The organism is Streptomyces rhizoryzae, from assembly GCF_023155275.1.
Classification (GTDB): Bacteria; Actinomycetota; Actinomycetes; order Streptomycetales; family Streptomycetaceae; genus Streptomyces; species Streptomyces rhizoryzae.
Genome location: NZ_JALMUV010000034.1, coordinates 16,779 through 31,430 on the forward strand (window position 1 = coordinate 16,779; position 14,652 = coordinate 31,430).

General features: G+C 71.4%; 13 protein-coding genes. 9 read left to right on the forward strand and 4 right to left on the reverse strand.

Annotated elements, in window-relative coordinates; translation table 11 throughout:
* The first annotated feature begins 1,272 nt into the window (after positions 1-1,272).
* Positions 1,273-1,680 carry a hypothetical protein gene (locus tag MUU72_RS24280; RefSeq protein WP_248015508.1) on the forward strand — a complete coding sequence of 136 codons (408 nt, stop codon included), beginning with the start codon at positions 1,273-1,275 and terminating at the stop codon, positions 1,678-1,680.
* An 8-nt stretch (positions 1,681-1,688) separates the two neighbouring features.
* Here MUU72_RS24280 and MUU72_RS24285 read toward each other — a convergent pair whose 3' ends face one another.
* Positions 1,689-2,087, reverse strand: a complete 399-nt coding sequence (locus tag MUU72_RS24285) for a hypothetical protein (RefSeq protein WP_248015509.1) — start codon at positions 2,085-2,087, stop codon at positions 1,689-1,691.
* Positions 2,084-2,932, reverse strand: a complete 849-nt coding sequence (locus MUU72_RS24290) for an IS5 family transposase (RefSeq protein WP_308403864.1) — start codon at positions 2,930-2,932, stop codon at positions 2,084-2,086. Before MUU72_RS24290 ends, MUU72_RS24285 begins: the two co-directional genes overlap by 4 nt.
* A gap of 499 nt (positions 2,933-3,431) precedes the next feature.
* On the opposite strand from MUU72_RS24290, the gene MUU72_RS35675 reads away from it, so the two are divergent.
* From MUU72_RS35675 to MUU72_RS24310, 4 genes are all read left to right on the forward strand, one after another.
* A complete protein-coding gene (locus MUU72_RS35675; RefSeq protein WP_308403865.1) occupies positions 3,432-3,956 on the forward strand; it encodes a hypothetical protein in 525 nt (174 codons plus the stop codon).
* Positions 3,916-4,443 carry a DUF6879 family protein gene (locus MUU72_RS24300; RefSeq protein WP_248015511.1) on the forward strand — a complete coding sequence of 176 codons (528 nt, stop codon included), beginning with the start codon at positions 3,916-3,918 and terminating at the stop codon, positions 4,441-4,443. Before MUU72_RS35675 ends, MUU72_RS24300 begins: the two co-directional genes overlap by 41 nt.
* Before the next feature lie 26 nt (positions 4,444-4,469).
* Positions 4,470-5,318: a Scr1 family TA system antitoxin-like transcriptional regulator gene (locus tag MUU72_RS24305; protein ID WP_248015512.1), complete on the forward strand. Its 849-nt coding sequence runs from the start codon at positions 4,470-4,472 to the stop codon at positions 5,316-5,318.
* A 626-nt stretch (positions 5,319-5,944) separates the two neighbouring features.
* Complete coding sequence (locus MUU72_RS24310; RefSeq protein WP_248015513.1) at positions 5,945-6,139, forward strand: hypothetical protein; 195 nt, start codon at positions 5,945-5,947, stop codon at positions 6,137-6,139.
* Between the two features lie 153 nt (positions 6,140-6,292).
* Here MUU72_RS24310 and MUU72_RS24315 read toward each other — a convergent pair whose 3' ends face one another.
* Positions 6,293-7,048, reverse strand: a complete 756-nt coding sequence (locus MUU72_RS24315; RefSeq protein WP_248015566.1) for a MerR family transcriptional regulator — start codon at positions 7,046-7,048, stop codon at positions 6,293-6,295.
* Between the two features lie 280 nt (positions 7,049-7,328).
* Here MUU72_RS24315 and MUU72_RS24320 point away from each other — a divergent pair, with 280 nt between their 5' ends.
* The 4 genes from MUU72_RS24320 (at position 7,329) to MUU72_RS24335 (ending at position 11,061) form a co-directional block, all read left to right on the forward strand.
* Entirely contained in the window at positions 7,329-8,870 is a 1,542-nt protein-coding gene (locus MUU72_RS24320) for a flavin-containing monooxygenase (RefSeq protein WP_248015514.1), read from the forward strand.
* Positions 8,867-9,847, forward strand: coding sequence for an alpha/beta fold hydrolase (locus MUU72_RS24325; protein ID WP_248015515.1), 981 nt, complete (start codon positions 8,867-8,869; stop codon positions 9,845-9,847). The genes MUU72_RS24320 and MUU72_RS24325 overlap by 4 nt, the downstream gene beginning before the upstream one ends.
* Positions 9,844-10,722, forward strand: coding sequence for an SDR family oxidoreductase (locus MUU72_RS24330; protein WP_248015516.1), 879 nt, complete (start codon positions 9,844-9,846; stop codon positions 10,720-10,722). Before MUU72_RS24325 ends, MUU72_RS24330 begins: the two co-directional genes overlap by 4 nt.
* A 135-nt stretch (positions 10,723-10,857) precedes the next feature.
* Positions 10,858-11,061, forward strand: a complete 204-nt coding sequence (locus MUU72_RS24335; protein ID WP_248015517.1) for a hypothetical protein — start codon at positions 10,858-10,860, stop codon at positions 11,059-11,061.
* Positions 11,062-11,194: 133 nt separating this feature from the next.
* On the opposite strand, the gene MUU72_RS24340 is transcribed toward MUU72_RS24335, so the two are convergent.
* The gene (locus tag MUU72_RS24340; protein ID WP_248015567.1) at positions 11,195-14,548 is read right to left on the reverse strand and encodes a S41 family peptidase; all 3,354 of its coding nucleotides are present in this window, start codon (positions 14,546-14,548) and stop codon (positions 11,195-11,197) included.
* Positions 14,549-14,652 lie beyond the last annotated feature (104 nt).

The window sequence follows — 14,652 nt, forward strand, 5'->3', positions numbered from 1 at the left end:
CGTCATCATTCGGGCTTCGACTTCCTGGCGTTCCTTCGCGGTGCATAGCTTACCAAGCGCGGAGTGCATTCCCCTCAACAGAGAATCCCGCTCTCGGCGTCGTTCCTGTTCAAACCCGACTCTCCACCACTGCACTTCCGAGGGGTCAAAGCTGGTGCCGCAGTGTTTATTGACAACTGAAACGAGCTTGCCCAGATGGACGCCAAGGCGCTCTTCTTGCAAACCATCCAGAAACGCCGCCAGAATATCTTCAGCCGCTGGAGGACGGTAGGACGGCGCATCAGATAGGTAGCAGGCGGCAGGGCAAATCCTTCGGAGGCGAACCATCAGCCACCTCTGCTCCCTTGTCGGGCTGAGATAAGCACCGGCGCGCCGCCTTGTCGATGTGAAATAGGTGAACTCCACATCATGCATTTTTTCAGCCGCACGCTGCACATTCCGGATATCGCCGGTACTGGCATATCTGATGCCATACACAGAGTTGGCGATTTTTTGCCAACTGACATGAGCAGGGTACGGCTCACTGGTAGTCGCCTCTTTGAGGCACTTCCTAATGGCGTCCTGAACTGGAGTGCTTCGACGCATGGCCATGAACGATAGCGGACACGAGTCCGTTGAGATCCACCTTTTCACCCGAACGCATGAAAGTAACACTGTCACCTGAGCAAGAATGGCTACCGCCACATCCGGTGACCGCGCACTCACATCAGCGACATCTGCTCTCCGGTGCCGACCCTCTTCCTCGGAGGCACGTACGCGGGCGGCCCTTCCGGTGCATTGCGATGGGTCCCCAGCCACCAGGCGAACTGCCAGTTCCGGCAGGTGCGGTACCGGGCGCAGTGTCGCATCGCTGAGGATGCTGTCCTCGCCCCGTCCAGCGATGGGGCGAGCATTGCGGAGCTGCACGTAGAGGCCGGGGACGAGCGCCGGGCCCGCCCACTGTTCGCCGGGTGTGCGTTCTGGCGCCAGTTCCGGGTGGGGTAGAGCGCACAGCTATCAGGCCAGTGGCGGGTCGGAACTCAGCCCATTGGCAGTATGGGAACTGCGCTCAAGGCCCGGTCTCACCCGCCAATGGAGCACGCGAGGCTGTGGCCTGTAGTGGCGGGCGCGCTCGTGACGGCGCCCGCACCGGCCCGTTGGCCACGCCGCCCAAAGCAAGGCGGCCTTAGTGGATGGTTCGTGAGCATTTGACCGTGTCTTGTCTTGAAGGGCGCTCATCAGCGGTTACTTCGAAAGGCGCTGTCCGGTGGGGCCGCAGGCGATACTCGTCTTGTGGACTGGTTGGAGCGAGCTCGGGCGGCGGAACAGCTTCAAGATTGGGACGAGGCGATCGCGCTGGTAAGCGCCCACGCCGAATGTTTCTCCCACGATCCAGACATGCACGACAACCATCTGTGGCACATGGATCTGCTGGCCCGAGCGGAACGGATTCCAGAACTTACGGAGCGCGCCCTCACGGATAGCCACGCACGTCGAAGACTCAACAGATCGCTTCGAGAGCGGGGTATGGAGGCGGCGCTGCGTGACCGCGCCGAAGACGGCGACCGTGGCGCCCTGTACGTCCTTGTTCGACTGATGTGCGAGACGGGTCGGGTGCAAGAAGCTCAGAAGGTAGTTGCGGACATCGGCCCGGAGGACCAGTACGCACGCCAGATTGTGGCCGGCGATTGCTGGACGTAGGTGTCCGGCTACGGCTTTCTCGCGAAGTTGCCGGTGTCGGCCTCGGTGAGGAGGCCGAGTCTGACCAGGCGTTTCAGCTTGGCGCGGGTGCCTTCGACGTTCTTCGGCAGCAGTTCGTGGCCGAGGGCTTCGCAGACGTCCTTGGCCCGTAGCGGTCCGGTCGTCTGGTTGAAGGCGTCGAGGATGCGGGGGTAGTCCGGGTGTTCGGGCAGCTCCGGCGAGGATGCGGGGAGCCGGTCGGCGAGGCCGGTGACGGTCTTGCGGGTGATCGCGAGGTGCTCCAGGTGCGTCTCGGCCTCCCGCAGCCGGGTCTGCAGGTCGTCGATCTGTGCGCGGAGGTCGTCGGCCAGGGCCCGGGCGGCGTCTTTCTGGAGGTCCAGGGCTTCGAGCAGGGGCTGGAGGTTCACGCTGCCACCGTCTGCGTCGCGTGCCAGGTGGGGGCGTTCGCGCCGGTGAGGCGTCGGGTCATGACGTGGGTCATCGCCCAGTAGACGCGGGAGGCGGAGGAGGAGGGGCGGTGCTCGTAGTCGCGGACCAGGCGCCGGTGCAGTATCAGGATGCCGTAGGTCTGCTCGACTCTCCATCGCTTCGGCTGCGGCACGAACCCCTTGACCTGTGGGTCGCGTGCGACGATCTCGACATCGATGCCCAGGCCGGCGCCGTGCGTGACGACCTGGTTCTTGAAGCCCTGGTCGGCCAGGGCTTTGCGGACGGTTCCGCCGGTGTGCTCGGCGACCTGGTCCAGCAGGAGGATGCCCGCGGTGTTGTCGTGGGTGTTCGCGGCGAGGACGACGACTGTGATGACCAGGCCGAGGACGTCCACGGCCAGGCCGCGCTTGCGGCCGGGCACCCGCTTGGCCGGATCGTGGCCGGTCGTGGCGGCGGGGACCCCGGCGGCCGCGTGGACACTCTGGGTGTCCAGGACCACCAGGGTCGGGTCCTCTAATCGGCGGGCGCGTTCACGGACCTGGCAGCGCAGGAGTTCATGGATGACCTGATCAGTGCCGTCGTCGCGCCATACGGCGAAGTAGTAGTAGGTCGCACTCTTCTGGGGCAGGTCGTGCGGGAGGTAGGCCCACTGGCAGCCGGTCCGCCCCTGATAGAGGATCGCGTTCACGATCTCCCGCATGTCGTAGGCGCCCTGGTGGCCGCTGACCGAGCGGTGCCGGTTCTTCCACGCGGTGATCACTGGCTCGATCAACGACCACTGCTCGTCCGATAAGTCACTCGGGTACGGCTTGCGTTCACTCACCCGATCACATCACCAGACCAGCACCCGTGGACCGGCGGATTTCGCCCTGCCGCCACACCATCAGGCGACAGCAGAACCACTCAAATAATCACGAACCGCCCACTAAGAACATCGGACTCACTCATCTAGGCCCCAGATCGGTTGGTGAAACGCTCGTCAGCGTAGCGACCGCCTCCCTACGGTGTGACCGGTCGGCCGCACAGAGTGACTGTGTGGGTGACCCCTGACGGCCACCTCCGAGAACGTGGGGAGCAGATCATGACCACACCATGGCCCGAACGCGCGGTGGAACCGGCGGAGCGCAAGGGCGGGTCGCGCCTTTGCCGCACCGCGCCCCGGCCGCTGACCATCTGTCAGTTCGCCTCGGCAGCCCGCCGCGTGAAGGCGGCGCGCACATGAGCGGAGCGCCGGACGACGTCAGCAGGAAGAACGCCGAGAAGAACCAGCAGTCCTCCCACGGGAAGAACGGCGGCAAGCGGACGGACGGCCAGGGGCGCCCGTGCACCGCTTGCTAGCCCGCCTCGTCGCCGACCGGCTCGCGGCCCTGCCGGCTTCCGCCGCCGAAGCGGACGACGGGCCCGTCAGCTGCCCGTTCGGCCGGCACGCCATGGAACGGCTCGGCCCGGCGGTGTGGACCTGCGAGAACGACGGCGTCACGCTGATCGCCCGCGCCTCGGGTCGTCCGCAACGTGAGTTCGCCCTTGACGCCGCCTTCCGGCGGGGCAATTGTCGTGCAACAAGCCGCAGCCCGCTCGAACGGGAGAAGACCATGTCATTACTGTTCTTCGGCAAGGACCCCGACTCGGATGATGAACACTGCCCTTCCGCATGGGTGGACGAGGCAACCGCGGACCTCGTCCTCCAGGGTTGGAAGAGCGATGACGCCACCCAGGCGGAGTGCTTGAACTTCGGGTCCCTCCCGGACACCGAGGCTGTGATCCGTATCCCGGCACGCATGGTGCCGCAGCTCCGGAAGGCATGCGATGCCGCAGAACGCGCAGCAGGCACATCCGACATTCGCTGAGGTCCTCAAGGACACCGAACGCTCCGCGGTGCACCTCGAATCGCGGGACACGTATTTCGACAATGAGCGGCTCGCAGCCTGGCGACGAGGTGAACGCGTCAATTGGGACGACCGTGCGTCATGGTGGCGTCCCTTCCACGAATCCATCGCCACCGCTGTCGCACGAGGAGTCGTCGTCCGCCGACTCCGTGTCGTGAGCGAGCCGGCCTCGGAATACATCCGGTGGGAGCACCACGTCACCCGTGCCAACACGGAAGCCGGAGAACTGGTTCGCTGGCTCCCTCGTCGACGCGCGACAAACTTGGCTGTGCCCGCCAACGACTACTGGCTCTTCGACGATCGGCTGGCCCGCGTCCATCACTTCGCCGGAGACGGCTCGCTTGTGGAGGACGAGTTCAACTCGGCGCCGGCCACAGTCACATTCCTGAGCGAAGCGTTCGAAGCCCTGTGGGAGCACGGCATCCCACACGAGGAATACCAGGTATAGCCACGTCACACCAAGTCGGTCAGAACGTGCCGTCGTCCCCTTCTTCCAGTGCCCAGGCCGCTCGCGAATCCGTCGCGGAGCGGCTGAAGGAACTGCGCCTGGACGCAGAGCTGACGACCCAAGAACTGGCTGACCGGTGCGGATGGCACAAGGCGAAAACGTCGCGCATCGAGAACGCCAAGACGATGCCGTCCCAGGCCGACATCACCGCCTGGTGCCGGGCCTGCAACGTTGCCGAGCACGCGCAGGACCTCATCGCGGCGTCACGCTCGGCTGACTCGATGTACGTCGAATGGCGACGCCTGCAACGCACCGGCTTGCGACGCCTCCAAGAAGCAGGCGTTCCCCTGTATCAGCGCACCGCCCGGTTTCGCATCTACTGTTCCCGGCTCATTCCCGGACTCCTGCAAACAGAGGGTTACGCCAGAGCCCTCCTCGCCACCATCGCGAGCTTCCGCGGCCTACCTGATGACTCGGCACGCGCCGCCGCAGCTCGCGTTGACCGCTCGCGCGTCATCCGAGACGGGCATCGCCGCGTCGTCCTGGTGGTGGAAGAGGACGTCCTCTTCCACCGTGTTGCCGATAACGCCGAGATGGCCGCCCAACTCGGCTATCTGCTCGCCGCCATGTCGTACCCGGCCGTCTCCCTGGGGATCATCCCGAGATCCGTCCGCCGGGACATGTGGGGCACGGAGACATTTACGGTGTTCGACGACAATCGCGTGCACGTTGAACTCCTGACAGCCAAGGTTACGGTGACAACGCCCAGCGAAGTGACGCTCTACCTCGCTGCGTTCGAGCGCCTGCGCCGCATGGCCGTTTACGGAGCCGAAGCGAGAACCCTGATCACCGGCGCCCTTGACTCTCTCGGATAACTCACGTGCAACAGACTGCAACGGAGTGGCCCACCTCACAACATCATCCCTAGCGTGGAGTCACCCGTACGACGTGACCAACCGCGGAGATGGCATGACAACCCCACCCCGGTACAGCGCCGACCCCGTCGAGCTCGACCTGGATCGCTGGCTTCTGGAAGGGGCGCCCGTTCCCGGGTGCGCTTCCTGCGCGACGCGGGCCGTGAAACGCGACGCGGCGGCCGAGGCCGGCGACTGGAAGGCCGCGTGCGCTGCCGCCCGCGGGATCCGGAATCACCGCCATGGGCACCGGGAGACGGTATGACCGGCCCGATGCCCGAGCAGGCCGGCGGGGACGAGGCCGAACCCGCCGCCACCCCGGTGTGGGGCACGTCCGGGACCACATCGATTCCCCCGGGCCGACCGGTTCCCGCATGTCGCGGCCACTGCGCGGTCTGCCGGGCCAAGCGGCGGCAGTGGGCGCCCGAGCCCTGAGGGCCGGCGTATGAGACCCCCGCCCCGGCGGCGGAAACCTGGACAGTCGAGCAGCCGGGGCGGGTGACCCGACCGCAGAAACCCTGCGGACCCTCGGGCCGTGCCGTCGACGGTACGGCGGTACGGCCCCTCACGAAAGAGGAGGTTGACAGATGAGCACGGTAGCGGTGGAGACGTTCGGGACGCGCACTCCCGACGCCGAAGGCTGGCGCGGCGTCCCGTTCCGGCACCCCCGGGATCTGGACGTCGTCGCCGAGGACGACGGCGGGAAGCACGACGGCGGGCCCATGCCCCCGGAGGCGCCCCGGGGCCCCGCCCCGCAGCCCGGCGACGGGGACCGGAAATAGGCGGCTGACGGCCGCGGAGGAGTGAGCCCGCCGGCCCCGTTCGCGCGCTGCACCGTGGCGCACGGACGGGGCTGTCGGGCGTTTCGGGCATCGGTCCGCTACGTCGTGGTGGGGGGAACACCGTCGACGTCGTGGTGCGGGCACAGGTGGGAACTACTCCGGGCCGGGGCCCGCCCCCGGTTCCCTGCCCGCCGCCCCCGGCTCCGCAGCCGCGTCGTCCGCGCGCCCCGTCCCGTTCAGCAAGTCGTCCAGTTCCCTGCGGATGCGGCGGTCCATGGCCATGGAGAGTTCGGCCTCCACCACGCCCTTGGCGAGGGGGCGGAGGTTCTCGACGGCCTCGGTGGCGCGCGGGAGGTCCTTGAGGGTGGGGAAGAGGTGGGTGCGGATGAGGGTGGTGAGGATGTCCGCGAGGGCGTCGGCGTGCGCGCGGACCTCGGCGCCGGCCTCCAGGACCGCGGCGAGCGGGATGCCCTCGGCGACCAGGCTGGTGGAGGCGTCCAGCAGCCGGCGGCTGATGTGCACGAACTCGTCGCCGTCCACGGCGAGGTAACCCAGCGCCAGTGAGGCGGAGAGGTTCTCCGGGGTGACCTCGCCGCGGAAGTGGTCGGCCAGCTCCTCGGGGGTCAGCCGGACCGGGGTCTCCTCGGACCAGGGGGTCAGCAGCGGGCTGGGCAGGCCGAGGAGTTCGCCGACGTCCCGGCCGGTCTCGAAGGCGGTGAGGAGTTCGGCGATCCCGCCGAGGGTGTGGCCGCGCTCCAGGAGGGCGGCGATGGTCCGCAGCCGGGCCAGGTGGTGCTCGTTGTACCAGGCGATCCGGCCCTCCCGGCGGGGCGGCGGGATCAGCTTGCGCTCGCGGTAGAAGCGCAGGGTGCGGACCGTGATCCCGGCCTCCCTGGCCAGCTCGGCCATCCGGAACTCGCGCGTCTTGGGGGCGCGGTCCGCCGCCGCGTCCGCGGTGCGCGGGGGCCGGTCCGCCTGCTCGGGGGTGTTCGCTGCCGCCTGGTCTGCCACGGGCCCAGCCTATGCGGGGCGGGGCGGCCCGGGCCGGGGCGTGACCGCCGGTAACTTCCTGCCGCCGCACCCCTACCGCTCGGTACGTCAGGTGTCCTACGCTCCCAGCAGGACAACCGTGCCAGTGATTGCTGGCGCGATTGGACGATGATGGCGTACCGACTCGGGAGGTGGCGGCATGGCCGACGACGGGCAGCGGCATGTACGGGTGGCGGTGATCGGATCGGGATTCGGGGGCCTGGGCGCCGCCGTACGGCTGCGGCGGGCGGGGATCACCGACTTCGTGGTCCTGGAGCGGGCCGGTGCGGTCGGCGGCACCTGGCGCGACAACAGCTATCCCGGCTGCGCCTGCGACGTGCCCTCGCACCTGTACTCGTTCTCCTTCGCCCCCAACCCCGAGTGGCCGCGCAACTTCAGCGGGCAGCCGCACATCCGCGCCTATCTGGAGCGGGTGGCGGACACCTTCGGGCTGCGGCCGCACCTGCGCCTGGACTGCGAGGTCCGCGCGCTGCGCTGGCACGCCGAGCGGCTGTGGTGGGAGATCGACACCGCGCGCGGTCCGCTCACCGCCGATGTCGTGATCTCCGCCACCGGTCCGCTCTCCGACCCGCAGATCCCCGACATCCCGGGCCTGGCGGACTTCCCCGGCAAGGTCTTCCACTCCGCCCGCTGGGACCACGACTACGACCTGCGCGGCAAGCGGGTCGCCATGATCGGCACCGGCGCCTCGGCGATCCAGATCGTGCCGGCGATCCAGCCGCAGGCCGAGCGGCTCACGGTGTTCCAGCGGACCCCGCCGTGGGTGATGCCGCGGGCCGACCGGCGGATCAGCGGGGTGGAGCGCTGGCTGCACACCAAGGTGCCCGCCACCCGCGCGCTGCGCCGCCAACTGCTGTGGGGCATCCGGGAGTTGCAGGTCAGCGCGTTCACCAAGCGGCCGGGCGAGCTGGGGCTGATCGAGGCGCTCGCCAAGGCCCATATGCACAAGGCCGTCAAGGATCCGGCGCTGCGGGCCCGGCTGACCCCGGACTACCGCATCGGCTGCAAGCGGATCCTGCTCTCCAACAGCTGGTACCCGGCGCTCACCCGGCCCAACGTCGACGTGGTGGCCTCCGGGCTGCGGGAGATCCGCGGCAACGTCCTGGTCGCGTCGGACGGCACCGAGACCGCGGCGGACGCGATCATCTTCGGCACCGGCTTCCACGTCACCGACATGCCGATCGCCCGCCGGGTCACCGGCGCGCGCGGCACCACGCTGGCCGAGGAGTGGAAGGACGGGATGGCGGCGCTGCGCGGCACCAGTGCGGCCGGCTTCCCCAACTTCCTCACCCTCATCGGCCCCAACACCGGCCTGGGGAACAGCTCGATGATCCTGATCATCGAGGCCCAGCTGAACTACCTCGTCGACTTCCTGCACCAGCTCGACGTCCTCGGCGGCCGGATCGCGCTGGACGCCCGGCAGTCCGCGGTCGACGCGTGGACCCGCACCGTCCAGGAGCGGATGGCGCGCACGGTGTGGAACACCGGCGGCTGCGACAGCTGGTACCTGGACGCCAACGGGCGGAACACCACCGTGTGGCCGGGCACCACCTCGGAGTTCCGCCGGGTGACCCGCCAGGTGGACCTCGCCGAGTACGAGGTGCTCCGGCCGCCCCGGCCCGCCCCGGACGGGGCCCCGGCCGGCGCGGGCCGGACCGCCGCCGAGGAGGTGGCGGCATGACCCGCCCGCCGCACGCCGTCCGCGGCCGCTACGCCCCGCCGGCGCCCCGCCGGACGCTCCACGTCACCTCCGCCGACGGGTCCGCCCTGTACGCCGAGGCGCACGGGCCCGAGGGCGCCCCGGCCGTGGTGCTCTCGCACGGCTGGACCTGCTCGACCGCCTTCTGGGCGCCGGTGGTGCGGGAACTGGCCGGCGACCACCGGGTGATCGTCTACGACCAGCGGGGGCACGGGCGCAGCCCGGCCGTACGGCCCGCCGGCTACAGCACCCACGCGCTCGCCGACGACCTCGTCGCGGTCCTGGAGCGGACCCTCGCACCCGGCGAACGGGCCGTCCTCGGCGGGCACTCCATGGGCGGCATGACGATCATGGCGGCGGCGGAGCGGCCCGAGCTGCGCGCCCGGGCCGCGGCCGTCCTGCTGTGCTCGACCGGCAGCGCGAACCTGCCCGCCGAGTCTCGGGTCTTCCCGCTGCCCACCCCCGGCGCCCGCCGCCGGGCGCACCGGCTGCTGCTGGGCTCCCGCGCCCCGCTCGGCCCGGTCAACCCGCTCGCCAGGGCGGCCCTGCGCTACGCCACGATGGGCCCCGCGGCGACCCCCGAGCAGATCGAGGCGTGCGCCCGGATCGTGCACGCCTGCCCGCCCGGCGTCCGGGCCCGCTGGGGCCGGGTGCTGCACGACCTCCAGCTCACCCGCGGCGCGAGCCGGCTGGAGGTGCCGGCCGCGGTCCTGACCGGCACCGCGGACCGGCTCACCCCGGCCGTGCACGCCCGGCGGCTGGCGTCCGTGCTGCCGCGGTGCGTGGGCGTGACCGAACTGCCGGGCCGGGGCCACATGACGCCCGTCGAGGACCCGGACGCGGTCGCCGGACGGCTGCGGGACCTGGTCCGCGACCACCTGACCACCGCCCCGGCCCGTCCGGCGGCGGAACAGCGAAACGGCGCCGGGCGGCGGCGCGACGAGGAGGAGGCGGCGTGAACGGGAGCAAGCTCGACGGACAGGTGGTGGTCGTCACCGGCGCGGCGCGCGGCGTCGGGGCGCTGCTGGCGCGCAAGCTGTCGGCGCGCGGCGCGACGCTGGCGCTGGTCGGCCTGGAGCCGGACGAACTGCGCGCGGTGGCCGCCTCGTTGCACGGCCCGGCCCACCACTGGCACGCCGACGTCACCGACCACGAGGCGATGGCCGAGGTCGCCGCGGAGGTCACACTCCGCTTCGGGAAGGTCGATGTGGTGGTCGCCAACGCCGGGGTGGCGACCGGCGGCCCGTTCGCGGACTCCGACCCGGTGGCCTGGAAGCGGGTCATCGAGGTCAATCTGATCGGCAGCGCGGTCACCGGGCGGGCGTTCCTGCCGGTGCTGGCGGAGTCCCGCGGCTACTTCCTCCAGATCGCCTCGCTGGCGGCGATCACCCCGGCGCCGATGCTCAGCGCGTACTGCGCCTCCAAGTCGGGCGTGGAGGCGTTCGCGCACAGCCTGCGGGCCGAGGTCGGGCACAAGGGCGTCCGGGTCGGGGTCGGCTACCTGAGCTGGACCGACACCGACATGGTGCGCGGTGCGGACCGGGAGGACCTGATGCGGGAGCTGCGCTCCCGGCTGCCCTGGCCGTCCAACAAGACCTATCCGCTGGGCCCGGCGGTGGACCGGCTGGTGGCCGGGATCGAGCGCCGCTCCGCGCACGTCTACGGGCAGTGGTGGCTGCGCGGGATGCAGTCGGTGCGCGGCTACCTGCCCTCGCTCATCGGGACGGTGGGGCAGCGCGAGATGCGGAGGTTCGGGGACCGGCTCGACGGGTTCCGGGCCGGGCTGGTCGGCGCGGGCGGCGAGGCGGACGAGAAGGCCCGGCTGAACCGCTAGGGGGCCGGGGCCGGTGGCGGGAATCGGGCGGGATCGGCCACGGAAAGTGTCCGATTGTGATCGAAGTGCGACGAATGTCGGTTCGTGTCACGCTTATCGAGCCCGATCCCCAACACCCCCACAGGAGTGAACAGCATGGGCATCGAAGACCAGTTCAAGGACAAGGCGCAGCAGCTCAAGGACGAGGCCAAGCGCCGGGCCCAGCAGGGCCAGGAGCGCGGCGAGCGCGGCCGTCAGCAGGGCCAGGAGCGCGGCAAGCAGGCCCAGGAGCGCGGCCAGCAGGCCCGCGAGCGCGGCCAGCAGATGATGGACGACGCCGAGGACCGCTACCAGAGCTGACGCGTCCGACGTCCGGAACGAGGGTCGTTCGTCCTCGTGGAGGTCGTCCCCGGGAGGGGCGCATCCGGGAACCGGGTGCGCCCCTCCCACCATGCCGTGCGGCGGCTGCCGGAGAACGGGCAGCCGCCGCCGGTCAGTTGCCGCCGTCCCCGGCGCCGCTGCCCCGCGGCGGCAGCGGCGGCCGCCGCCGGTCCGGGACGTCCGAGAGGTCCGGCGGGGTCGCCGCCGGATGCCGGTCCAGCAGCTCCAGCGCGGTGCGCACCGCCACGCCCAGCTGCGGGTGGCGGCCCTCCGCCCAGTGCAGCGGCGAGCGCAGCGCCTCGATGTCGACGTCCACGCCGTGGTTCTCCACGCCCCAGCCGTAGAGCCGGAACCACGCGGCGTTCATCGGCACGGTGATCGAGGTGCCGTCCGCGAGCCGGTGCCGGCCGGTCATGCCGACCACCCCGCCCCAGGTCCGCATCCCGACCACCGGCCCGATGCCCAGCAGCTTGAACGCCGCGGTGATCATGTCGCCGTCGGACGAGGTCATCTCGTCCGCGACCGCGACCACCGGGCCGCGCGGCGCGTTGCTGGTGTACGACACCGGCTCGGCGTCCCGGGTCAGGTCCCAGCCCATGATGGACCGGGTCAGCTTCTCGATGACCAGCTCGGAGATGTTGCCGCCGGCGTTGCCGCGCACGTCCACGATCAGCGCCGGCATCGCCATCTCCCGGCGCAGATCGCGGTTGAACTGCGCCCAGCCCGACCCGCCCATGTCGGGGATGTGCAGATAGCCGCACCGGCCGCCGCTCAACTCCCGTACCACGGCCCGCCGTTTGGCCACCCAGTCCTGGTAGCGCAGCGGCCGCTCGTCGATCAGCGGCACCACCGCGACCCGGCGGGCGTGCCCGTTGCCGCCCTCCTCGCCCTCCGGCGGGGCGAAGGTCAGCTCCACGGTCGTCCCGCCGGCCGCGGCCAGCAGCGGGTACGGGCCGGCCACCGGATCGACCGGGCGCCCGTCGATGTGGGTGAGCGCGCTGCCCTCCCGGACGCCGGTGCCGGCCAGCGGCGACCGGGCCTTGGAGTCCGAGGACTCACCCGGCAGGATCCGCTTGACCACCCACCGGCCCTCCCGGCACACGAAGTTGGCGCCGAGCAGGCCGATCGGGCGCTGGTAGTGCGGCGGGCCCTCGTTGCGCCGGGCGCCGGTGACGTAGGCGTGCGAGGTGCCCAGCTCGCCCAGCACCTCGCGCAGCAGATCGGCGAACTCGTCGGGGGTGGCGACCCGTTCCAGCAGCGGGCGGTACTGCGCCAGCACGTCGTCCCAGTCGATCCCGCACAGCTTGGGGTCCCAGAAGTACGCCCGGACGATCCGGCCCGCCTCCTCGAACGCCTGCCGCCACTCCGCGCCCGGGTCGACGTCGTGCAGGATCCGCCGCAGGTCGAGGTAGACGGTGGTGTCGGGGTCGGCCGGCTCGGTCGCCGGCACCGCGCGCAGCTCCCCCTCGTCGTTGACGACCAGCCGGGTACCGTCGCCGCTGAGCGCGAACGCGTCCAGGGAGCTGGTGAGTTCGGTGCGGCGCGCCTTGGTCAGGTCGAAGTGCTCCAGGGTGGGGCGGCCGGAGGTGTCGGCCGGGTTGGCGAAGGTCTCGCCCAGTGCCCCGGAGATCGGCCAGCGCAGCCACACCAGCCCGCCGCCGCTGACCGGCTGGAGCGAGGAGTACTTCGACGCCGGCACCGGGAACGGCGTGACGCGGTTCTCCAGCCCCTCCACCTCCACCAGCACCGGCCCCTCCGCCGGCGGCGGGTTCTCGTCCGGGTCCAGCCCGCCGGCCGCCGGCCGCCCCTCCGGGGACAGCGCGAACGGCGAGGGCGTCGCCGACGACAGCGGGACCAGGTACGGGCGGCAGCCCAGCGGGAACGACAGGTCGCCGGTGTGCACGTCGTAGACCGGATCGAAGCCGCGCCAGGACAGGAAGGCCAGATAGCGGCCGTCCCGGGTGAACACCGGCTGCTCGTCCTCGAAGCGGCCGTTGGTGACGTCCACCAGGTGCCCGTCGGACAGCCGCGCCATCCGGATCTTCCGCAGCGACCGGCCGATGCCCGGGTGCGACCAGGTCAGCCAGCGCGAGTCGGGGGAGAACGCCAGGTCCCGGACCGGGCCGTTGCGCGACCGGTCCAGCTCGGTGACCGGCGCCGCGGCGCCCGCCGCCGGTGCGTCCGGCTCGCCCGTCGCGTCCGCCTCACCGGTCTCCACCAGCAGCAGCCGCCCGTCGTGCGTGGCCACCGCCAGCCGCTCGCCGTCCGGCGCCGACACCAGCTCGTGGACCCGGCCCAGCGCCCCGGCCGCCAGCCGCCGCGGGGTGCCCGCACCGCTGGCCCGCGGCAGGTCGGCGACCTCCACGGCGTCCTCGCCCTCGGCGTCGGTGACGTACGCCAGCCGCCCGGTGCCGCCCAGCACCACCGGCAGCCGCACCCGGACGCCCGGGGTGTCGTGCAGGGTCCGGGCCGGGCCGTCGCGGTGGGTGAGCCAGTACAGGCTGCCGCGCACCCCGACCGCGCTGGCCCGGCCGGTGGCGTCCACCGCCAGCCCGGTGACGTGCGAGGCGGCCGGCACCTGGTACGTGCGCCGCCCGGCCCGCGGGCCGCCCAGCCGCACCCCGAGCTTGCGCGGCACCGCGTCCGGGGACAGGTCGTCGATCAGCCACAGGTCGCCGGCGCACTGGTAGACGATCCGGGAACCGTCCGTCGAGGCGTGCCGGGCGTAGAAGTCCGCGTGGTCGCTGTGCCGGCGCAGATCGGTGCCGTCGGGCCGGCAGGAGTAGACGTTGCCGACGCCCTCGTGGTCGGAGAGGAAGGCGATCCGGCCGCCGGCGAACATCACCGCGTCCAGGTGCCCGTGCAGATCCGGCAGCAGCCGGGTGCCGTGCAGCCACATCCGGCCCATCGCCCCGCCGCGGTACCGCTTCCAGGACGCCGGCTCGTGCGGCGGTTTGCCGGTCAGCAGCAGCGTCCGCCGCTCCCCGCCGACCTCGGCCACCGCGATGTCGGAGACCGGCCCCCACGGCAGCTGCCCGCCGGGGCTGCCGTCGGTCGGCACGCTGTAGGACCACGAGTAGTACGAGAACGGCTGGCCGTGCGAGGACACCGCGAGGATCTGCGCGTGCCCCTCGTGGTCCGGCGGCGTCCAGCCGCAGACCCGGGCGTCGGTGCCGCCCCAGTACGTCAGCTGCCGCGCCGGCCCGCCGGCCACCGGCACCAGATGGATCTCCGGGTCGAGGCTGCGCCAGGTGGTGAACGCGATCTGGCTGCCGTCCGGCGAGAACCGCGGGTGCCCGACCCGGGTGCGGTCCACGGTCAGCCGCCAGGCCCGGTCCGGCTCCCCGCCGTCCGGGGCCAGCGGCGCCAGCCACAGGTCGTCCTCGGCGGCGAAGCACAGCAGATCGCCGTGCAGGTGCGGATAGCGCAGGTACGCGCCGGGCGGACCGGCCGGTCCGGACGGCACGCGGCGCAGCCGGCCGCGGGAGGTGGTGGTGTTCTCCGGCCCCGGGAGCGGCCCGGCGGCCTCGGGTGCATCGGTCACGCCCCCATGGTTTCGGCGCGGGAGGC

Bases quoted from the DNA above. Each gene is read 5' to 3' on its own strand.
- MUU72_RS24300 (WP_248015511.1), top strand. From the start codon at position 3,916: ATGCCGCAGAACGCGCAGCAGGCACATCCGACATTCGCTGAGGTCCTC.
- MUU72_RS24310 (WP_248015513.1), top strand. From the start codon at position 5,945: ATGAGCACGGTAGCGGTGGAGACGTTCGGGACGCGCACTCCCGACGCC.
- MUU72_RS24315 (WP_248015566.1), bottom strand. From the start codon at position 7,048: ATGGCCGAGCTGGCCAGGGAGGCCGGGATCACGGTCCGCACCCTGCGC.
- MUU72_RS24320 (WP_248015514.1), top strand. From the start codon at position 7,329: ATGGCCGACGACGGGCAGCGGCATGTACGGGTGGCGGTGATCGGATCG.
- MUU72_RS24325 (WP_248015515.1), top strand. From the start codon at position 8,867: ATGACCCGCCCGCCGCACGCCGTCCGCGGCCGCTACGCCCCGCCGGCG.
- MUU72_RS24335 (WP_248015517.1), top strand. From the start codon at position 10,858: ATGGGCATCGAAGACCAGTTCAAGGACAAGGCGCAGCAGCTCAAGGAC.